This window comes from Pseudomonas taetrolens (genome assembly GCF_900475285.1).
GTDB lineage: Bacteria > Pseudomonadota > Gammaproteobacteria > Pseudomonadales > Pseudomonadaceae > Aquipseudomonas > Aquipseudomonas taetrolens.
The window spans coordinates 4,722,554-4,745,000 of record NZ_LS483370.1 but is presented as its reverse complement, the minus strand read 5'-3'; the positions used below and the strand labels follow the sequence as shown (position 1 = coordinate 4,745,000).

The 22,447-nt window shown below is 57.1% G+C and carries 11 protein-coding genes, 3 rRNA genes and 1 pseudogene (1 of these 15 only partly in view); 14 read left to right on the top strand and 1 reads right to left on the bottom strand.

Annotation, left to right across the window (positions count from 1 at the left end; genetic code table 11):
- From DQN55_RS21775 to DQN55_RS22710, 5 genes and pseudogenes are all read left to right on the top strand, one after another.
- A 23S ribosomal RNA gene (locus tag DQN55_RS21775) occupies positions 1-1,816 on the top strand; it begins 1,076 nt to the left of the window's first position.
- Between the two features lie 157 nt (positions 1,817-1,973).
- Positions 1,974-2,089, top strand: a 5S ribosomal RNA gene (gene rrf, locus DQN55_RS21770).
- A 106-nt stretch (positions 2,090-2,195) separates the two neighbouring features.
- Positions 2,196-2,311: ribosomal RNA gene (gene rrf / locus DQN55_RS21765) — 5S ribosomal RNA — on the top strand.
- Between the two features lie 254 nt (positions 2,312-2,565).
- Positions 2,566-3,597: pseudogene (locus tag DQN55_RS22715) on the top strand (HAMP domain-containing protein); the annotation flags it as partial.
- Between the two features lie 117 nt (positions 3,598-3,714).
- Complete coding sequence (locus DQN55_RS22710; protein ID WP_373274349.1) at positions 3,715-4,500, top strand: methyl-accepting chemotaxis protein; 786 nt, start codon at positions 3,715-3,717, stop codon at positions 4,498-4,500.
- 67 nt (positions 4,501-4,567) lie between these two features.
- On the opposite strand, the gene DQN55_RS21755 is transcribed toward DQN55_RS22710, so the two are convergent.
- Positions 4,568-5,272, bottom strand: coding sequence for a GntR family transcriptional regulator (locus tag DQN55_RS21755; protein ID WP_048384147.1), 705 nt, complete (start codon positions 5,270-5,272; stop codon positions 4,568-4,570).
- 286 nt (positions 5,273-5,558) lie between these two features.
- Between DQN55_RS21755 and DQN55_RS21750 the strand changes: the two genes are divergently transcribed.
- The 9 genes from DQN55_RS21750 (at position 5,559) to DQN55_RS22345 (ending at position 22,303) form a co-directional block, all read left to right on the top strand.
- A complete protein-coding gene (locus tag DQN55_RS21750; RefSeq protein WP_048384165.1) occupies positions 5,559-5,816 on the top strand; it encodes a DUF2789 domain-containing protein in 258 nt (85 codons plus the stop codon).
- A 100-nt stretch (positions 5,817-5,916) separates the two neighbouring features.
- Positions 5,917-6,348, top strand: coding sequence for a MarR family winged helix-turn-helix transcriptional regulator (locus DQN55_RS21745; protein ID WP_048384150.1), 432 nt, complete (start codon positions 5,917-5,919; stop codon positions 6,346-6,348).
- On the top strand, positions 6,345-8,429 hold the full coding sequence (locus DQN55_RS21740) for an FUSC family protein (RefSeq protein ID WP_048384153.1): 2,085 nt from the start codon (positions 6,345-6,347) through the stop codon (positions 8,427-8,429). The genes DQN55_RS21745 and DQN55_RS21740 overlap by 4 nt, the downstream gene beginning before the upstream one ends.
- Positions 8,426-8,635, top strand: coding sequence for a DUF1656 domain-containing protein (locus tag DQN55_RS21735; protein ID WP_048384155.1), 210 nt, complete (start codon positions 8,426-8,428; stop codon positions 8,633-8,635). The genes DQN55_RS21740 and DQN55_RS21735 overlap by 4 nt, the downstream gene beginning before the upstream one ends.
- Entirely contained in the window at positions 8,632-9,534 is a 903-nt protein-coding gene (locus tag DQN55_RS21730; RefSeq protein WP_048384157.1) for an efflux RND transporter periplasmic adaptor subunit, read from the top strand. The genes DQN55_RS21735 and DQN55_RS21730 overlap by 4 nt, the downstream gene beginning before the upstream one ends.
- The gene (locus DQN55_RS21725; protein ID WP_048384159.1) at positions 9,531-10,976 is read left to right on the top strand and encodes an efflux transporter outer membrane subunit; all 1,446 of its coding nucleotides are present in this window, start codon (positions 9,531-9,533) and stop codon (positions 10,974-10,976) included. Before DQN55_RS21730 ends, DQN55_RS21725 begins: the two co-directional genes overlap by 4 nt.
- A 106-nt stretch (positions 10,977-11,082) precedes the next feature.
- Positions 11,083-11,718, top strand: coding sequence for a hypothetical protein (locus tag DQN55_RS21720; RefSeq protein WP_048384161.1), 636 nt, complete (start codon positions 11,083-11,085; stop codon positions 11,716-11,718).
- A 139-nt stretch (positions 11,719-11,857) separates the two neighbouring features.
- Positions 11,858-13,360: a YdgA family protein gene (locus DQN55_RS21715; protein WP_048384163.1), complete on the top strand. Its 1,503-nt coding sequence runs from the start codon at positions 11,858-11,860 to the stop codon at positions 13,358-13,360.
- Positions 13,361-14,185: 825 nt separating this feature from the next.
- Positions 14,186-22,303, top strand: coding sequence for a BapA/Bap/LapF family large adhesin (locus tag DQN55_RS22345; protein ID WP_197714156.1), 8,118 nt, complete (start codon positions 14,186-14,188; stop codon positions 22,301-22,303).
- Positions 22,304-22,447 lie beyond the last annotated feature (144 nt).

The window sequence follows — 22,447 nt, the reverse complement described above, 5'->3', positions numbered from 1 at the left end:
AGAAAGCGTAATAGCTCACTAGTCGAGTCGGCCTGCGCGGAAGATTTAACGGGGCTCAAACCATACACCGAAGCTACGGGTATCACTTAGGTGATGCGGTAGAGGAGCGTTCTGTAAGCCTGTGAAGGTGAGTTGAGAAGCTTGCTGGAGGTATCAGAAGTGCGAATGCTGACATGAGTAACGATAATGGGTGTGAAAAACACCCACGCCGAAAGACCAAGGTTTCCTGCGCAACGTTAATCGACGCAGGGTTAGTCGGTCCCTAAGGCGAGGCTGAAAAGCGTAGTCGATGGAAAACAGGTTAATATTCCTGTACTTCTGGTTATTGCGATGGAGGGACGGAGAAGGCTAGGCCAGCTTGGCGTTGGTTGTCCAAGTTTAAGGTGGTAGGCTGGAATCTTAGGTAAATCCGGGATTCCAAGGCCGAGAGCTGATGACGAGTGTTCTTTTAGAACACGAAGTGGTTGATGCCATGCTTCCAAGAAAAGCTTCTAAGCTTCAGGTAACCAGGAACCGTACCCCAAACCGACACAGGTGGTTGGGTAGAGAATACCAAGGCGCTTGAGAGAACTCGGGTGAAGGAACTAGGCAAAATGGCACCGTAACTTCGGGAGAAGGTGCGCCGGTGAGGGTGAAGCATTTACTGCGTAAGCCCACGCCGGTCGAAGATACCAGGCCGCTGCGACTGTTTATTAAAAACACAGCACTCTGCAAACACGAAAGTGGACGTATAGGGTGTGACGCCTGCCCGGTGCCGGAAGGTTAATTGATGGGGTTAGCTAACGCGAAGCTCTTGATCGAAGCCCCGGTAAACGGCGGCCGTAACTATAACGGTCCTAAGGTAGCGAAATTCCTTGTCGGGTAAGTTCCGACCTGCACGAATGGCGTAACGATGGCGGCGCTGTCTCCACCCGAGACTCAGTGAAATTGAAATCGCTGTGAAGATGCAGTGTATCCGCGGCTAGACGGAAAGACCCCGTGAACCTTTACTATAGCTTTGCACTGGACTTTGAATTTGCTTGTGTAGGATAGGTGGGAGGCTTTGAAGCGTGGACGCCAGTCTGCGTGGAGCCAACCTTGAAATACCACCCTGGCAACTTTGAGGTTCTAACTCAGGTCCGTTATCCGGATCGAGGACAGTGTATGGTGGGTAGTTTGACTGGGGCGGTCTCCTCCTAAAGAGTAACGGAGGAGTACGAAGGTGCGCTCAGACCGGTCGGAAATCGGTCGTAGAGTATAAAGGCAAAAGCGCGCTTGACTGCGAGACAGACACGTCGAGCAGGTACGAAAGTAGGTCTTAGTGATCCGGTGGTTCTGTATGGAAGGGCCATCGCTCAACGGATAAAAGGTACTCCGGGGATAACAGGCTGATACCGCCCAAGAGTTCATATCGACGGCGGTGTTTGGCACCTCGATGTCGGCTCATCACATCCTGGGGCTGAAGCCGGTCCCAAGGGTATGGCTGTTCGCCATTTAAAGTGGTACGCGAGCTGGGTTTAGAACGTCGTGAGACAGTTCGGTCCCTATCTGCCGTGGACGTTTGAGATTTGAGAGGGGCTGCTCCTAGTACGAGAGGACCGGAGTGGACGAACCTCTGGTGTTCCGGTTGTCACGCCAGTGGCATTGCCGGGTAGCTATGTTCGGGAAAGATAACCGCTGAAAGCATCTAAGCGGGAAACTTGCCTCAAGATGAGATCTCACTGGAACCTTGAGTTCCCTAAAGGGCCGTCGAAGACTACGACGTTGATAGGTTGGGTGTGTAAGCGCTGTGAGGCGTTGAGCTAACCAATACTAATTGCCCGTGAGGCTTGACCATATAACACCCAAGCAATTTGCTGACTCGAAAGAGCACCAGATTGCGGTGTGTGAAGACGATACAAACCGAAAGTTTGCAATTCACAAAACACCGACTCTATTACATACCCATTCGCTGGAGCGTGAACCGAAAGGTAAACGACCTGGCTACCGAATTTCTTGACGACCATAGAGCATTGGAACCACCTGATCCCATCCCGAACTCAGCAGTGAAACGATGCATCGCCGATGGTAGTGTGGGGTTTCCCCATGTGAGAGTAGGTCATCGTCAAGATTAAATTCCAAAATCCCTGTCTGCTCGCGCAGACGGGGATTTTGTTTTTATAGAAGTCCCAAGTTTTCACAGACACGTTTTTACTAACGGATCTGTCACAGAATTTCTTGACGACCATAGAGCATTGGAACCACCTGATCCCATCCCGAACTCAGCAGTGAAACGATGCATCGCCGATGGTAGTGTGGGGTTTCCCCATGTGAGAGTAGGTCATCGTCAAGATTGAATTCCGAAACCCCTGTCTGCTTACGCAGACAGGGGTTTTGTTTTTGCGTGCCATAAGCTTCTCAACCTCCCCCCCTCTAGCTTCGGCTTTTATCCCAAAGAATCACGCTACTGCCACCAGACCTCTGCTTTCGTCGGATTAAACTAATTGTCGTTACAAGCGGCTAATTTTTCCGTAATTGCTGCCGACAGCCTGTTGAACAATGTGTGCATTTCGTAGCAGGGCTTCGAAAAAATGTCTGCGCTGACATATGAAATGCCGCCTTCGTAAGCATCCCTCCTTTTGGCATAAGAAGTCCCATGCAATGAATCTCAAGTTCAGTCATAAAATTCTTCTGGCGGCTTCAGGCGTCGTGGTTCTGGCGTTCGCGTTGTTCACTTTGTACAACGACTATCTGCAGCGAAATACCATCAAGCAGAATATCGAGTCGTCGGTGGAGCAAGCGGGCAACCTGACTGCCAGCAGCGTTCAGAATTGGTTGGGTGGTCGTATTCTGATATTGGAAAGCCTTGCGCAGAACGTGGCTCATCAGGGCAGCGAAGCTGATTTGCCGGGACTGATCGACCAACCGGCATTCACCTCGAACTTCCAGTTCACATACGTGGGTCAGGTCAATGGCGTATTTACCCAGCGACCCGACGCTAAAATGCCTGAAGGATATGACCCTCGTCAGAGACCTTGGTACAAGCAAGCTGTGAGTGCGGGTCAGACCATGCTGACACCGCCTTACATGGCTGCCGTAGGTGGTTTGATTGTGACGATTGCCATGCCGGTCAAGAAAGACGGCCAACTATTGGGTGTGGCGGGTGGTGACCTGAGCCTGGACAGCCTGGTCAGCATTATCAACTCTGTTGATTCGGGTGGGTTGGGGTACGCATTTTTGGTCAGTGGCGATGGCCAGGTCATCGTCAGCCCTGATAAAGATCAGGTCATGAAGAACCTGAAGGATATTTATCCATCCAGTTCCCTGCGTGTTGAGAGAGGGATTCAGGATGTAACGCTTAATGGTAATGAGAGGATTATGTCCTTTACGCCAGTGACAGGTTTGCCATCGGCCGATTGGTATATCGGTCAATCGCTGGACAAGAAAAAGGCCTATGCACCGCTGTCTAAATTTCGGACATCTGCAGTCATCGCAATGTTGGTTGCTGTAGCAGCGATTGCGGCATTGCTTGGTTTGTTAATCCAAGTATTGATGCGCCCATTGAACACCATGAGTCGGGCCATGCATGACATTGCCCAGGGTGAAGGGGACCTGACGCGTCGCTTGGCGATTGAAAGTAAGGACGAGTTTGGTGATTTGGCTGGGGCCTTTAACCAGTTTGTTGAACGGATCCACGCATCTATTTCCGAAGTGTCTTCCGCGACTCGTCAGGTCCATGACTTGTCCCAGCGTGTGATGACCTCGTCCAATGCATCGATTGCAGGGTCGGACGAACAAAGTGCGCGCACTAACAGTGTTGCGGCAGCAATCAATGAGCTGGGAGCCGCTACTCAGGAAATAGCCCGTAACGCCGCCGATGCATCACAGCATGCGAGCGGCGCGAGCGAACAGGCAGATGATGGCCGTAAAGTCGTTGAGCTGACCATCCAGGCCATGACTGAGCTCTCGCAGAAGATCAGTTTGTCTTGTGCCCAGATCGAGATCCTGAATGCCAGCACCGATAACATTGGCCACATACTGGATGTTATCAAAGGTATTTCTCAGCAAACCAACCTGTTGGCCCTCAATGCGGCCATTGAGGCCGCGCGTGCGGGTGAAGCGGGTCGAGGGTTTGCAGTGGTGGCAGACGAAGTACGCAACCTCGCTCACCGGACTCAGGAGTCGGCTGAAGAGATCCATAAAATGATCACCTCGCTGCAAGTGGGCTCTCGCGAAGCGGTAAGCACCATGAATGCCAGCCAGGCTTCCAGTGAGGAAAGTGTTGAGGTGGCGAACCAGGCGGGTGCCCGTTTGATCAGCGTGACTCAGCGTATTGAAGAAATTGACGGGATGAACCAGTCAGTTGCCGCCGCAACGGAAGAACAGACGGCTGTGGTTGAAACACTCAACGTGGACATTAACCAGATCAATTTGCTCAATCAGCAAGGTGTGGTGAATCTCAACGAAACCCTTAAAGACTGCGATGCGCTCTCACAGCAAGCCAGCCGCCTCAAACAGTTGGTCGATAGTTTCAAAATCTGATACGCGGATAGGTGGTCCGCGCAAACGTCTTTACGCCGCTCATTGATTCATTAACAGCTCTGTCGTTTCAACGACCGGGCTGTTTTTGTTTCTGGCTGTGGAGGAAGGAAGTAATCGCCTGAACCCCGCGTTGTAAATGGAGTTCCAGCTCCTTGACGCTCGACTCAACATCATTCGCTTTTGCATGACGCAACAATGCCCGATGATCGTCCTGACACAATTTACCCAGATTCATCTGTTCAAGGTTGAAGCGCAGAAAACGCTCTTCTTCGATGAGGCCTGTTTCAATTAATGCCAGTAGTTTTTTATTGGGCGCCTTGCGGTAAAGCGTCTGATGAAAAAGTCGATTGAGTGTGCCGATTTTGCTGAAATCCTTTTCCACTTCAAGCGCCTCGATATAGCCAGCAGCGTCTTCAAAATCCACTTCACTCAACAACGGCAGTGACATGCGCAAGGCCTGGGCCTCGAGTAATAGCCGCAGCTCATAGGTTTCCAGCGAATTGTCTTCGATCAAGGGTGCTACGACGGCTCCCTTGTGTTGTATGACATTCAATAAGCCTTGAGCTTCAAGCTGACGTAATGCCTCGCGGACAGGCATGCGGCTGACGCCAAACAAACTCGCTAATGCCTGCTGTCGAATAGCTGTGCCGCAGGCCAGACGACCATCAAGAATGGCACTGCGCAGGACTTCTTCAATGGTCGATCGGGCCAAATGGGCAGGTATGGGGCCATGTACTTCGATATTGCTTAAAGGATTATGTTTTGCGGCCACGGCGGCACTACTCACGGGAGAAAATCAGCATATTGGGTTGGATCCAATTCAAGCTAGGTACTGACTCAATCCCTGTCAAACCTTGTTACGCATAGTTTAGCGTGACTGAGTACAGAGTGATTGCAGCTAGCCACTAGTTTTTTCGGTACCAGTTTTCTCATCTGCCAGTGGCTAATCTCCTGCCATGCAGGGGAGCTTAAGCGATACACATCGGTAATACGCGGGCTCGACTATATTGGAAGGATGTGCCGTTCAAAAGGCCATGAACCTGACGGGAGTCCACTCCATGCAAGCGCCTATCCATAGTCTCCCAGCGCTGTTCAAACAGCTGGGGTTGCCAGCCGAACCTGCTGACATCGAGAAGTTCGTCTCTTCCCATTCACCACTCAAAGCTGACCTGAGGCTGGACAAAGCTTTTTTCTGGACCCCAAGCCAGGCAGATTTTTTACGCGAGGAAATACTTGAAGATGCTGACTGGGCCGAGGTAGTCGACCAATTGAATTTGATGTTGCGCACAAAACCGATCACAGGCGCTAAGAATTAATTTGCAACACTTGACTGAGATCATTGGGCCGCGCAAAATTAATAGTTAGCAAACTAACATTGTGTGATACCTCTTGCCTGACACTCTTGATCTACTGCAAATGAGCATCAGCACCGGGATGGTGGTCGCGACTCGCCATTGGCGACGCGTCTGTCAGACCACGTTGGTCAACTACGGGATTTCCGAAGCCTGCGCCATGCCGTTACTGATTATCGGCCGCTTGGGTGAGGGCGTACGTCAAGTGACTGTGGCCCATGCTGCCGGAATGGAAAGTCCATCATTGGTGCGCCTGCTCGATCAATTATGCAGTGCGGGCTATGTGCGACGTAGTGCAGATGCCAGTGATCGCAGGGCCAAGACCTTGAGTCTGACCGAGTCCGGTCGAGTATTGGCTCAATCGATCGAGGCTCAGCTTGTACAACTGAGGCGCGCGGCTCTGGCCGGTGTCTCGCTGGAGGACCAGCAAGCTGCGTTGCGCGTGATCAATGCCTTTGAGGCTGCTGGCCAATTGCGTGATGGAGAAACCTCTTGAAAGGTTTTTTCAGCAGCGTGCCGCCTGCCCGCGACTGGTTCTATGGCTTGCGTACTTTCGCAGCGTCAATGATTGCGTTGTACATCGCGCTGTTGATGGAAATGCCTCGTCCCTATTGGGCCATGGCTACGGTCTATATCGTATCCAGCCCTTTCGTTGGACCTACCAGTTCCAAAGCCGTCTACCGTGCTCTGGGTACATTGATAGGTGCGGCCGCAGCCGTATTTTTTGTCCCGATGTTTGTGCAAACACCGTTTCTTCTGGTGCTGGTGATCGCGCTCTGGACGGGTATTTTGCTGTTTTTGTCGTTGCACCTGCGTACTGCCAACAGCTATGTGTTCATGCTCGCGGGTTACACCATGCCGATGATCGCTTTGCCGATTGTAGATAACCCACTGAACGTGTTCGATATCGCAGTCTCGCGGACAGAAGAAATCATGCTGGGAATCGTTTGCGCGGCAGTGGTGGGCAGCATGTTCTGGCCGCGTCGTCTGGCCCCTGTGTTTGTTGCTTCGGCAGCCAAGTGGTTCGATGATGCGTCCAATTACAGTAAACACTTCCTGGCCCGTGATGTAGAACCCGGCAAGGTCAGCGGTCTGCGCTCCTCAATGGTGGCAACCTTCAACAGCCTGGAGATGATGATCGGCCAGCTTCCCCATGAAGGTGCGCTACCGCAAACAGTGCGTAATACCAAAGAGTTGCGTGGGAGGATGATCCACCTGCTACCTGTCGTCGACGCGCTGGATGATGCGTTATATGCCCTGGAGCGTCGCACTCCCGAAGGAGTCGAGAAAATCACGCCTCTGCTGGCGAAAACACGAGACTGGCTCGAAAACACCAAAACAGACGCGTCTGTCGAGTCCTGGAAAGCGTTACGCCATGAGCTGGAGCAGCTACAACCGAGTGCCGAAGCGCTGGATGACCGACGTCAGCTTGTGTTCTCCAACGTGCTTTACCGATTGGGCGAGTGGATTGATTTGTGGCAAGACTGCCGCAGCTTGCAGCAGGCCATATCGACCGGGAGTCAGGATGTCTGGCGCGCAGTTTATCGACACTGGCGGCTGGGCCGGCTGACCCCGTTTCTTGATCGTGGCTTGATGTTCTACTCAGCGTTTTCAACCGTGACCGCGATCGTTGTTGCGTCGGTGTTGTGGATCTTGCTCGGCTGGACTGACGGTGCCAGCGCGGTGATTCTGGCTGCTGTCGCCTGTAGTTTTTTTGCGGCGATGGATGACCCGGCACCACAAATCTACCGTTTCTTTTTCTGGACCTCGCTGTCGGTGGTGTTCGCCAGCTTGTACCTGTTTGTGATCCTGCCCAACCTGCATGACTTCCCTATGCTAGTGCTGGCTTTTGCGGTGCCGTTTATCTGTGTCGGCACGCTGACTGTGCAGCCGCGCTTTTACTTGGGCACCTTGCTGACCATCGTGAACACCGCGTCGTTTATCAGCATTCAAGGTGCCTATGACGCGGACTTTATGATGTTCATGAACGCCAACCTGGCCGGCCCTATCGGGCTGTTGTTTGCCTTCATTTGGACCTTGATTGCCCGACCGTTCGGCGCCGAGCTGGCGGCAAAGCGCCTGACGCGTTTTAGCTGGCGCGACATTGTCACACTGACTCAGCCCGCGACTCTCGCCGATCATCGGCATATGGGGGCGCAAATGCTGGACCGCCTGATGCAACACCTGCCGCGTCTGGCGATGACTGGACAAGATACGGGTACGGCGCTGCGAGAGCTGCGCGTGGCTCTAAACCTTCTGGATCTGCTCGCTTACTCGCCACGTGTCAGCGGAGAACGGCAACAGTTGCTGGATCAAGTCGTCAACGAAGTGGGCGAATACTTCAGGGCCTGTCTCAAGGCAGGAGAGCGTTTGCCAATGCCGATGGGTTTGCAAATGACGATGGAGCGCACCCGTCGTGCATTGAACGTTCATGACTTGCAAGACGAAGGCGACGCCCGGGTGCACTTGCTGCATGCCCTAAGTGGTTTGCGTTTGGCAATCTTGCCGGGTGTGGAGTTTATCGTTGATCAGGGTGACCTGCCCCAGTCCCAAAGTATCGATGGAGCACCGCTATGATCGGCGAGGTAGATATCAGTGGCGTTTTTCTACCCACCTTGCTGGTCCTGATGGGCATTACGTACATCCTTTTTTTGCTGGTTCACGCGCTACTTACGCGCGTGCACTTTTACCGCCTGGTCTGGCACCGGGCTTTGTTCAACGTCGGTCTCTACGCTCTGCTTCTCGGCGTTGTGGATTCGTTTAGTCGATATCTGATGACATGAAAAAACCTTTACTGACCTTGGGCCGAGTGGTTCTCACCTTACTGGTGGTAGCGTTTGCCTGCGTCGTGGTCTGGCGCATGACGATGTATTACATGTTTTCGCCATGGACGCGAGACGGACATATACGCGCCAATGTGGTGCAAATAGCTCCTGATGTATCGGGCCTGATCAAGCAAGTAGACGTACGGGACAACCAGCCTGTCGTTCGGGATCAGGTGCTGTTTATCATCGATCAGGACCGATTCAAGCTGGCTTTGCGCCAAGCTCAAGCGACGGTAGCTGATCGCAAGGAAAGTCTGGCTCAGGCCCAGCGAGAAAATCGACGCAATCGGGGCTTGGGCAACCTTGTTTCCCGCGAGATGCTTGAAGAAAGCCAGTCCCGTGAGTTGCGAGCCCAGGCAGCGCTGACTGAAGCCGAAGTTGCGGTAGACAGTGCTCAACTCAACCTGGATCGCACGGTGGTACGTAGCCCGGTAGAGGGCTACGTCAATGATCGAGCGCCCCGGGTCAATGAATTCGTCACCGCAGGTCAACCGGTATTGTCGATTGTCGACAGCAGCTCGTTTCACATTGATGGCTATTTTGAAGAAACCAAGCTGGGTGGTATCCATGTTGGCCAGAGCGTTGATATTCGTGTGATGGGTGACAATGCTCGTTTGCGTGGTCATGTGGATAGCATCGTGGCGGGTATCGAGGACCGGGACCGCACCAGTGGTCGCAACTTGCTACCCAACGTCAACCCGGCGTTCAGTTGGGTGCGCTTGGCGCAGCGGATTCCTGTACGCATTGTGTTCGATGATGTCCCGGCGGACTTCCGCATGATTGCCGGGCGTACCGCCACGGTGTCGATCATCGAAGATTCTGCTTCCGCCAAGCCTACCCAGGAGAGCGCACCATGAAAGCCGTTTACCTGGCAGCTGTAGGGCTGGGAGTGCTGCTGTCTGGTTGTCAGTTATTGGGCCCCGATTATCACTTGCCCGAAGATGCCGCCATTCAACGCCCCGATCTGCAGGGCGAGCTGGTCGCGGAAGGCGCCAATGTGGTTTCGGCCCCGGTACCCGCCGACTGGTGGAAGCTCTATCAGGACCCGAAACTCAATGAGCTGGTGCACCAGGCGCTGGTTTCCAACACCGATTTACGGGTGGCTGCGGCCAATTTGTTGCGAGCGCGGGCTCAGGTTGAGCAGGCTCAATCGGCGGGTGGCTGGAGTGGTTCGGTAAAGGCGGGTGCACAGCGTCTGCAAGAGTCTGGCGAAGCTTTTCTGTTGGCGGATAAAGTGCCGGTGGCAAACGTTGGCGACTTGGGTATCAGCACGTCTTATCAGTTTGACTTGTGGGGTACGTTGCAACGAGGCATTGAAGCTGCGCAGGCCAACGCCGATGCGACTCAGGCTGCGGCAGACACCGCTCGTATAACTCTGGTGGCTGATGTGGTGCGTGCATACACCCAAGTATGCTCGGCGAATGAAGAATATGAAATCGCCAGAGAGTCACTGCATTTGCAGGCACAGAGCACCGACCTGACCCAGCGTCTGCGTGATGCCGGCCGGGGAGATGAAACGCAGGTGACGCGCTCCGAAACCCAATTCAGATCGCTGCGGGCGGAATTGCCACGCTACGAGGCCCTGCGTCAGTCCGGGCTGTTCCGTTTGTCGATGTTACTGGCTAAACCGCTGGATCAACTGCCGGCGGGTGTTGCCACCTGCGCCGAGCTGCCACATATCGCGCAATTGCTACCCGTGGGGGATGGTGCCGCGCTGTTAAAGCGTCGCCCTGATATTCGCCAGGCCGAGCGCCATCTGGCCGCGGCAACAGCTGAAATCGGTGTGGCCACCGGCGCGCTCTACCCGGATATCAGTTTCGGTGCGAGCATTGGCACGGTCGGGATCCTGGACAACCTGGGGACTGCACCCACCAACCACTGGGGTTTTGGCCCATTGCTGAGCTGGACCATTCCGAAAAATGGCTCGCGAGCGCGTATTCGGGAAGCCGAGGCGGTGACACAGGGAGCGCTGGCCAAATTTGATGGCGTAGTGCTTAACGCGATTCGTGAAACCCAGACCAGCCTGGTGCAATACACCGCTTTACTTCAGCGGCGTGAGGCACTGGCTGAAGCAGAAGCTTCTGCCAAAACGGCTGCCGATCAAACTCACCGGTTCTTCATGGCGGGACGTGAGTCGTTTCTGGCTGACCTGCAAGCCACCCGCACCTATACCGACATGCGTGCACAGCTTGCCACTGCCAACACCCAAGTTGCCATGGGCCAGATTGATCTGTTCCTGGCGCTCGGTGGCGGCTGGGAAAATGGACGAACGCCGCCCTCGGTCAGCGCGAAACCCTGACAGCGTTGCTATGCTTTGAGCTATCGGTACAGGAACGATGGCTCAGGGCTGTGCGGGTCTCAGGCCCTTCCCATCGCGCAAGCAATGCTTGATGGGGATACTAATAATGAAAAACCCTTATGCTCCCGGTTTCTGGTGTGCAGTTGCCGCCTTGGTGCTGCTCTCGGCGACCTACTTCTACGGCATCATGCTGGCTCACCAGATCGACAAGGCGATGATCTTTCTCGACAGCGCCAGTGCATTGATTGCGGTGTTGGCTATCGTGGTCGTGGCCTGGGCTTCGGTGCAAACCCGACAAATCAAAAAGCGCCAGATAGACCAGGGCCAGACGCGGGTCATGATCTGGGATACCAAAGTTGCGCTGCGTCGCGTCGAAACCGTATTCGACCGGTATTTCTGGGGCAGTTACTGGCAGCCTGGTCGTACCTTCCAGGAGTTCATGGGCGAGCTCACGGGCACCCCGCTGGAAAAAAGCCTCGAAGCCCTGAAAATCCAGTGCCTTAAGCTCGATAAGGCGTTGCCATCCGAAGATCGCCAATGGCTCGACAACGCCCGTGAGCTTTCCGACGTCGCCGCCGCAATGGCGCGTGAGCGTTATCAATTGGACTACTCAGACGTTACGTTTAATTCTGTAGGGGAAACCTGCCTGGATCATGACCTGGAAGTGCTGGTCTATACATGGAGTGCCAGCCTCAGGAGCTTTGACCATCAGCTTGACGAAATCGAGCAACAGTACGCCTGATACCCCCTCGATTCTTGCGCTCTACAGCCGCCGCCTCTGGCTAACAGCCAGTGTTAACCTGCACCCACTTTTCGGCCCATGACGGGTTCAGCAAAGACCGCATATCTTTCAACAGAACGGACATTGAACGGGTCAATTGATGAAAAAACCTTTAGGCGTATTGGTAGGGATTGTCGTTGTCGTCGGCGTTATAAGCACGGCTGGCGCGTGGTACACCGGGACCAAAATTGAAAGCGTTTTACAGGCGTCGATTCAGAAGGCCAATCAGGAGCTTGCATCGCAACTGGAGGGTACCTCGGTCCACGGTACTGTCGAGCTGGTTTCACTGGAGAGTCGTTTCTATAGCAGCACGGCACGCTATCGAGTCAACGTACAAGACGACGCTTCCGGCCCGGATGCCCAGCCGCTGGAATTGCTGATAGTCGATGAACTCGAGCATGGCCCCTTGCCCTGGTCACGTATCAAGACCTTCAAGTGGCTACCTGTGATGGCGAGTAGCAGCTATGTGCTGGAGGAAACGCCGTCTGTAGAGAAATGGTTCGCGGCCGCCAAAGACCAGTCGCCTCTCAACGGCCGGGCAACCCTGAATTATGACCGCTCTGTGGTTGGACATATGGAGTTGCTGCCACTGGATGCCAAGCTGGATGAAAGCTCCAGCCTCACCTTCTCGGGCATGATCATGGATGGCCAAATGGATGCCGATGGTCAAAACCTTAAAGCCAAAGGCTATATGGAACACCTCAAGGTTCATGCCGACACACCAGGCAAGCCACCGGTGCTGGTTGAGTTAAACGGCCTGACGATTGCCAGCGATCTGAACAAAAGCACTTACGGTTTCTACCTCGGGCAGAACGTTCTTCAACTGAGTGACGGTCAGTTGACGTTTGGAGAGCGGCGATCGGAGCTCAAGATCAAGGATTTCGAGTATGCGGACTCTGCGTCTGCTACCGACAACCTGCTGTCCGGGCGTCTTGCCTATAACGTGGGCGACATCACCTTGGACGGTAAACCGGTGGGCAGTGCGAAAATGGTCATGACGGCCAACAGCCTGGATATTCCGGCCATGCAATCGCTGCTGCAGTTGTATCAGACCAAGTTTCAGCCGCAAGCCGATGGCACTTTGCCCGAAACTCCTCTGACGTTGGCCGAACAAACCCTGATGCAAGCCGGTGTCGAAAATTTTCTGTCTGCAAAACCCCAGCTGGCGCTAGAAGACCTCACGCTTAAAACAGTTCATGGAGAAAGTCACTTTAACGTCACGGTAAGTCTGGCCAAGCCGGCTTCGTTTGAGCAGCCACCCATCGAGATCGCCAAGCAGATGATGACCGCTCTGAACGCCAAGCTTCAGCTGTCCAAGCCCATGATCGCTGACTTGTCAGCCGTACAAGCTCAACTGGCCGGGCAGAGCGATCCTCAAGCGATCGCTGAAGCAGCAAGCATGAACGGTGAAATGGCTGGGGTCATGGCGGTGCAAACGGGTCTGGCAAAAGTCGACAGCAACAACATTCTTGCGTCACTCAGCTACAGCGGCGGGCAAGTGGATTTCAATGGCCAGAAAATGAGTCTTGAAGATTTTGTCAGTGTGCTGATGACGCGTATCGAGGGCATGAGCGGCGAGCCTGTGGGCACTACTCGGCAGTAAGGTTTTTCGTCTATGGGGGCGGGCTGCCGGCTACGCTCTCATAGCCTCTGAGGCGGGAAGATGATCACCGGCCTTTCCCCTTTTGTTTCGACTTGGACGATCAGCGGATAGTCGTCAGAGTTCTGGATAAATACGTAAAAATTTCAATGTATAAGCGCGCAATAAAAAACAATACAAAATGTTACAGCTCCATATTTTCCAACTAGCCGCACATTATAAAAGTGTCTGGTACGCCTCTAATGTATTCCAGATAATATCCTATGATAATGAAATTATCATGCGGGATTATTAAGTTATACCTTGAAAGACATCCAACTATCACTGGCTGTGTCTCTGTATATTTTACGTGTCTAGCATTGAACTTTTCGCTTTAAGGAAATCGTCGGCCCGACTATTATCCCTGCTAGCGAGCCGTTCTTGATGAGGGCTAACGCTCTGTTACGACGGTTATTCGCTGATATCTTGCATCTTTAATAGGCATGCTTGATTTGCTTAACGTAAGGATGCGCACCCCGGTATTTTCGGGCAAAAGGACATGGAGCGTATACGGTGATCAAGCCTCTGCGTAAGCACCGCTTCTACGGCTTGATGCTGTTACAGTATTTCGCTGTCACTCCCTTGTGCAAACACCACTCCCGTCTTGCTGGCCTGCCTCGAAACCCGGCGCCCAGTGAGCGCGCAGGTGTGGGTTGAGCACTGTGCGTTGATTTAAAACTTTTACATAACCTTCGCGGATTCGAATGCTCAGCTTCTTATTAAGAGGCTGCGCTGCCGTTCGACTCGATTTTGTTATTGGTTTTAATTGGCTTAATAAAAAGGTGTGCAATGAAGAACATAGTCATAGTCGATAAGTCGACGGGGGCGGGAGCCGAACATGCGTTCGGTAATGTCGCCCTTAATGAGACCAGTATTGTAAAACTCCCCATAAGCCCGGCTAGCGTCCAATCGATGCAACAGTCGGGCAAGAACCTGGTGGTTACTCTTAAGTCTGGCGAAACCGTTACTATTCAAAACTTCTTTGCAGTGGGAGAGGACGGTGCGACGAGTCAGCTGGTCCTCGAAGATGAAGACGGCACGTTGTACCTGGGCCAGTACTCATCTCCCTACTCTGGTTTCACCTTTAGTGAGATCAGTTCTCTCGAAGAGCTGACACTGGCGGCGCAAGCGGGAACCGGTACACCAGACTGGTTGGTCTGGGGTTTGAGCCTGTTGGGTGTCGGTGCCGCTATTGCAATATTGAGTCGTGATGGCGGTGGTGGTGGCGGCGGTGGCGATGGTGATACAACAGCGCCGACGGCTCCTACGGACTTAAGTGTTTCCCCTGATGGCGCGACTGTTTTTGGCAAAGGCGAAGCGGGCACGACGGTTACCATCAAAGATGCCCAAGGCAATACCGTCGGTACAGGTACTGTCGGCTCAGATGGCAACTTCGCAGTTGGGCTGAAGCCCCCGCAAGTCAATGGCGAAACCCTCGACGTGACACTGACCGATCCTGCCGGCAATGTGTCTGACCCTTCTCAAGTGGTAAGCCCGGACATCGATCCTGCTGATACCACTGCCCCGGATGCGCCTACAAACCTGAGCGTTTCCCCTGACGGCGGTACCGTGTCGGGTAAAGGTGAGCCGGGCACGACAGTTACCATCAAAGATGCCCAGGGCAACACGGTGGGTACAGGTACGGTTGATGCCGATGGAAACTTTGTAGTTGAGTTGAGTCCCCCTCAGGTCAATGGCGAAACCCTCGACGTGACACTGACCGATCCTGCCGGCAATGTCTCTGACCCTTCTCAAGTGGTAAGCCCGGACATCGATCCTGCTGATACCACTGCCCCGGATGCGCCAACCAACCTGAGTGTTTCCCCCAATGGCGGAACTGTCTCGGGTAAAGGTGAGCCGGGTACCACAGTTACCATCAAAGACCCACAAGGCAACACGATCGGAACAGGTACGGTCGGTGCCGATGGCAACTTCGCAGTTGGGCTGAACCCTCCTCAAGTCAATGGCGAAGTCCTTGACGTGACACTGACCGACGCGGCCGGGAATATCTCGGATCCTGCGCAAGTAGTGAGCGCGGACATCGACTTCGTGGATACAACCGCTCCAGATGCCCCGACAAACCTCGTGGTCACCCCAAATGGCGTGAACGTTACGGGTAAAGGTGAAGCAGGTACCACCGTCCACATCAGAGACGACCAAGGCAACCTGCTGGGTACCGGTACGGTGGGGGCCGATGGCAACTTCTCAGTTGACATGGATACGCCAAAAATTAACGGCGAACTCCTGAGTGTGACGCTGACGGATGCCGCCCGTAATATCTCGGACCCTTCGCAGGTAAATAGCGCGGACATCGATGAGACCGACGCTGATGCTGATGCTGATGCTGATGCCGATGCCGACGCCGATGCGGATGCGGATGCTGATGCCGACGCAGATGCTGATGCTGATGCCGATGCCGATGCCGATGCCGATGCCGATGCCGATGCCGATGCCGATGCCGACGCCGATGCGGATGCGGACGCCGATGCCGATGCCGACGCAGATGCGGACGCCGATGCTGATGCTGATGCTGATGCTGATGCTGATGCTGATGCTGATGCTGATGCTGATGCTGATGCTGATGCGGATGCGGATGCGGATGCGGATGCCGATGCGGATGCTGATGCTGATGCTGATGCTGATGCTGATGCTGATGCTGATGCTGATGCTGATGCTGATGCTGATGCGGACGCTGATGCCGACGCCGACGCCGACGCCGACGCCGATGCGGATGCGGATGCGGATGCGGATGCGGATGCGGATGCCGACGCTGATGCCGATGCCGATGCCGATGCCGATGCCGATGCCGATGCCGACGCTGATGCGGATGCCGATGCCGATGCCGATGCTGATGCTGATGCGGACGCCGATGCTGACGCCGACGCCGATGCTGACGCCGATGCTGACGCCGATGCGGATGCGGATGCGGATGCCGATGCCGACGCGGATGCCGATGCCGACGCCGATGCCGATGCCGACGCTGATGCGGATGCGGATGCGGATGCGGATGCGGATGCGGATGCGGATGCCGATGCGGATGCGGACGCCGATGCGGATGCCGATGCCGATGCGGACGCCGATGCCGACGCCGATGCCGACGCCGACGCCGACGCCGATGCCGATGCCGACGCCGATGCTGATGCCGACGCTGATGCCGACGCCGACGCCGACGCCGATGCCGATGCCGATGCCGATGCGGATGCGGATGCGGATGCGGACGCCGATGCGGACGCCGATGCTGATGCGGACGCCGATGCCGATGCCGATGCCGATGCCGATGCCGATGCGGACGCCGATGCCGACGCCGATGCCGATGCCGACGCCGACGCCGACGCCGACGCCGATGCCGATGCCGACGCCGATGCTGATGCCGACGCTGATGCCGACGCCGACGCCGACGCCGATGCCGATGCCGATGCCGATGCGGACGCCGACGCCGACGCCGATGCCGATGCCGATGCCGATGCTGACGCGGATGCGGATGCGGATGCGGATGCCGATGCCGATGCCGACGCCGATGCGGACGCTGATGCCGACGCCGACGCCGACGCCGACGCCGATGCCGATGCCGATGCCGATGCGGATGCCGACGCCGACGCCGACGCGGATGCCGACGCTGATGCGGATGCTGACGCTGATGCGGATGCGGATGCCGATGCCGACGCCGATGCCGACGCCGATGCCGATGCCGACGCTGATGCGGATGCGGATGCGGATGCCGATGCGGATGCCGATGCGGATGCCGATGCGGATGCGGACGCCGATGCGGATGCCGATGCCGATGCGGACGCCGATGCCGACGCCGATGCCGACGCCGACGCCGATGCCGATGCCGACGCCGATGCTGATGCCGACGCTGATGCCGACGCCGACGCCGACGCCGATGCCGATGCCGATGCGGATGCGGATGCGGATGCGGACGCCGATGCGGACGCCGATGCTGATGCGGACGCCGATGCCGATGCCGATGCCGATGCCGATGCCGATGCGGACGCCGATGCCGACGCCGATGCCGATGCCGACGCCGACGCCGACGCCGATGCCGATGCCGATGCCGATGCCGACGCCGATGCCGACGCCGACGCCGATGCCGATGCCGACGCCGATGCTGATGCCGACGCTGATGCCGACGCCGACGCCGATGCCGATGCCGATGCGGATGCGGATGCGGATGCGGATGCGGACGCCGATGCGGACGCCGATGCTGATGCGGACGCCGATGCCGATGCCGATGCCGATGCCGATGCGGACGCCGATGCCGACGCCGATGCCGATGCCGACGCCGACGCCGACGCCGATGCCGATGCCGATGCCGATGCCGATGCTGATGCCGACGCTGATGCCGACGCCGACGCCGACGCCGATGCCGATGCCGATGCGGACGCCGATGCCGATGCCGATGCTGACGCGGATGCGGATGCGGATGCGGATGCCGATGCCGACGCCGATGCGGACGCTGATGCCGACGCGGATGCCGATGCCGATGCCGACGCCGATGCCGATGCCGATGCCGACGCTGATGCGGATGCGGATGCGGATGCGGATGCGGATGCGGATGCGGATGCCGATGCCGACGCTGATGCCGACGCTGATGCGGATGCGGATGCGGATGCGGATGCGGATGCGGATGCGGATGCCGACGCTGATGCCGATGCCGATGCCGACGCTGATGCGGATGCCGATGCCGATGCCGATGCTGATGCTGATGCGGACGCCGATGCTGACGCCGACGCCGATGCTGACGCCGATGCTGACGCCGATGCGGATGCGGATGCGGATGCGGATGCCGATGCCGACGCGGATGCCGATGCCGACGCCGATGCCGATGCCGACGCTGATGCGGATGCGGATGCGGATGCTGACGCTGATGCCGACGCAGATGCTGATGCTGACGCTGATGCGGACGCTGATGCCGACGCCGACGCCGACGCCGACGCCGACGCCGATGCGGATGCGGATGCCGATGCGGATGCCGATGCGGACGCTGATGCTGATGCCGACGCAGATGCTGATGCGGACGCTGATGCCGACGCCGACGCCGACGCCGACGCCGACGCGGATGCCGATGCCGATGCGGATGCGGATGCCGATGCGGACGCCGATGCCGATGCCGATGCGGACGCCGATGCCGATGCCGACGCCGATGCGGATGCGGACGCCGATGCCGACGCAGACGCTGATGCCGACGCTGATGCGGATGCGGATGCGGATGCGGATGCCGATGCCGATGCCGATGCGGACGCCGACGCCGACGCGGATGCCGACGCTGATGCGGACGCGGACGCGGATGCGGATGCCGACGCTGATGCGGATGCGGATGCGGATGCGGATGCGGATGCGGATGCCGATGCCGATGCCGATGCGGATGCCGATGCGGACGCCGATGCCGACGCCGATGCGGATGCGGATGCCGATGCCGACGCAGACGCTGATGCCGACGCTGATGCGGATGCGGATGCCGACGCCGATGCCGATGCCGATGCGGACGCCGACGCGGATGCCGACGCTGATGCGGACGCTGATGCGGACGCTGATGCGGACGCGGATGCGGATGCGGATGCGGATGCCGATGCGGATGCCGATGCGGATGCCGATGCGGATGCGGACGCCGATGCGGATGCCGATGCCGATGCGGACGCCGATGCCGACGCCGATGCCGACGCCGATGCCGATGCCGACGCCGACGCTGATGCCGATGCCGATGCCGATGCGGATGCGGATGCGGATGCGGATGCGGACGCCGATGCGGACGCCGATGCTGATGCGGACGCCGATGCCGATGCCGATGCCGATGCCGATGCGGACGCCGATGCCGACGCCGATGCCGATGCCGACGCCGACGCCGACGCCGACGCCGACGCCGATGCCGATGCCGATGCCGATGCCGACGCCGATGCTGATGCCGACGCTGATGCCGACGCCGACGCCGACGCCGATGCCGATGCCGATGCGGACGCCGACGCCGATGCCGATGCCGATGCTGACGCGGATGCGGATGCGGATGCGGATGCCGATGCCGATGCCGATGCCGATGCCGACGCCGATGCGGACGCTGATGCCGACGCGGATGCCGACGCCGATGCCGATGCCGATGCCGATGCCGATGCGGATGCCGACGCCGACGCCGACGCGGATGCCGACGCTGATGCGGATGCTGACGCTGACGCTGATGCGGATGCGGATGCGGATGCCGATGCCGACGCCGATGCCGACGCCGATGCCGATGCCGACGCTGATGCGGATGCGGATGCGGATGCCGATGCGGATGCCGATGCGGATGCCGATGCGGATGCGGACGCCGATGCGGATGCCGATGCCGATGCGGACGCCGATGCCGACGCCGATGCCGACGCCGACGCCGATGCCGATGCCGACGCCGATGCTGATGCCGACGCTGATGCCGACGCCGATGCCGATGCGGATGCGGATGCGGATGCGGACGCCGATGCGGACGCCGATGCTGATGCGGACGCCGATGCCGATGCCGATGCCGATGCGGACGCCGATGCCGACGCCGATGCCGATGCCGATGCGGACGCCGACGCCGATGCCGATGCCGACGCTGATGCGGATGCGGATGCGGATGCGGATGCCGATGCCGACGCTGATGCCGACGCTGATGCGGATGCGGATGCGGATGCGGATGCCGACGCCGACGCCGATGCGGATGCGGATGCGGATGCCGATGCCGATGCCGACGCTGATGCGGACGCGGATGCCGATGCCGATGCCGATGCTGATGCGGATGCCGATGCCGACGCCGACGCCGACGCCGACGCCGATGCCGATGCCGACGCTGATGCCGATGCTGATGCCGATGCTGATGCCGACGCTGACGCTGACGCGGATGCCGACCTGGAAGCATTCGATGATGTTGCTACTGCCGAGCTCACTGTAACTCCGGTTACGACCAACACGGCGCTGGATGACATGAGAGTGTTCACGCTGCTGGGAGTGGGCGGAATTCAGCTCGGGGTGACTACGCGGTCGCAGGAATTCACTGTGACAGGCGATAACACTGGCACCTTGAATCTGTCCTTCGGTGAGGGCGAGCTGGTTTCCCTGTTGGGTGGCGGGTTCACTGCAACACTTGAAGTCAGCGACGGTGCTGGCGGTTGGACGCCTGTGGATGTGGGTGGTGTAAGCGGTGGCTTGCTTGATCTGCTAGGTCTCTTCGGCTCGAGTTCCAGCGCTGAAGTTGACGGTCTGGCGGCGGGTCAGTATCGCTTTACGCTCGCAATGGACCCTGCAGTCGTGGCAGTGGGTGCAAGTGCTACCGCGCAACTGAGTGTCGATAACGAAAGTCTGGTTGATTTCGATACGACAGGAGGCGATGTCAGCGGTAACGTCATCACGGATAACGGCGTGACCGGTTTGCCGGACTCTCCTGGTACTGGCGCAGATGCGACGGTTCAGACAGTCAATGGTGAGCCTGTTGATTCCGATCCAGCTGTCGGGACGGTCGTGCAAGGTCTGTACGGTGAACTGACGATCTTTGCCAATGGCGATTACAGCTACTCAGCCAATGGCGATCCGGCGAATATCGGTAAGGTCGATACCTTTGCGTATCAACTGACGACGCCTGCGGGCGGGACGGCTTCTGCCAACCTGTACGTACACATCGACAGCACTGACAGCACGGTCATCTGGGATCCTGCCGATCCGTCGGCTCCAGGTGTGATTGAGCTGGTGGCAACCGATGACATCGCAACGGCACAGATTGCTATTGATAACGTGGTAGAGACTGAAAGCGTTACGGCGCTCAGCTACTCGCCGCCAGTAGTCGGTAGCCGTACAGCGAATGGTGAAGCAGTCCTGATCGATGCAGATTCGACGGCAGAGCTAGTTGTCAGCCGTAGCTTCGCGGGCATCGGGGTACTTCCTACAACAACGATCGTCCTGCAGCATCTGGAGAATGGTGTCTGGACTAACGTGGCAGGGCAGTCCACAACCAACGCGACACATACCTTCACCGGTCTGATGGCTGGTGAATCGTATCGAGTGTCGTCCACCACAGGTGCATTGATATCTGCGGGTACGATTACGGTTGCACAAACGCTGAACACCACTCACCTGGATCAGTTCGTCACAGGTGCAGCAACTGCCGCGACAGGTAATGTCCTACTGGCCGGCGATCACTCTGTAGCAGACAGCCTGGGTTCTTCGCTGACTGTGCTGAGTGTGCTGGTGAACGGGGTCTATGTGATGCCGGGTCAAGTTGGTTCGGTAGTGCAAGGGCTTTACGGCACTCTGATGTTGCATGCAGACGGTAACTACAGCTACACCACTACGCCGGGACTGGCACTTGCAGATGTCGGCAAAGTGGATAGCTTTACTTACAAACTCACCACACCAAGTGGCCAAGAGGACACTGCCACGCTGTATGTACGTGTTGACTCACCTGATCGTGATTTGGTCTGGGACGATGCCAACCCTGGCGATCCTGCCACCGAAGCCCCTGGCTTCGCAGCAGCCTCGATTGCGGAAGACTCGTCACAAGCCACTATCACTGAAGGTACCGACGGTGCTGATCAGATCGCGATCCATGACACCGAGTTTGCAGCGGTGGATGGCGGGGCTGGTTTCGACACCCTGTTGTGGAACGGTGGAGATGCGACGGTTGACTTGAGCTTGCTGGTTGGCAAGGTCAGCGACATCGAGAGCATCGATCTGAACGACTTCAGCGCAGTCGATCTGACTGTGAGTCTGGAAGACCTGTTGGCAGTGACGGCACCTGAAACGGATAGATTGTTTATCGAGGGTGACGAGCAAGACAGCGTCCATCTGACGGGCAACTGGTCGGTGGGTACCACTCAACTGGAGAACGGGCAGGAGTACGTGGTGTACACCAGCCAGGAAGATGAAACCCATCAACTCTGGGTGCAGAGCGGTATCAACGTGGTTTAACCACGTTGTGGGCGGGGAGGGTCAGGCCTTAGGGCCTGGCACTCTCCCTTTCATCCCTTTGATGTCTACTGTAACGGTCCAGGCGGTGCAGATTGCACCGCTCTGGCGTTACACACCGAATTCTAGTAATGCTGTGCATGTCGC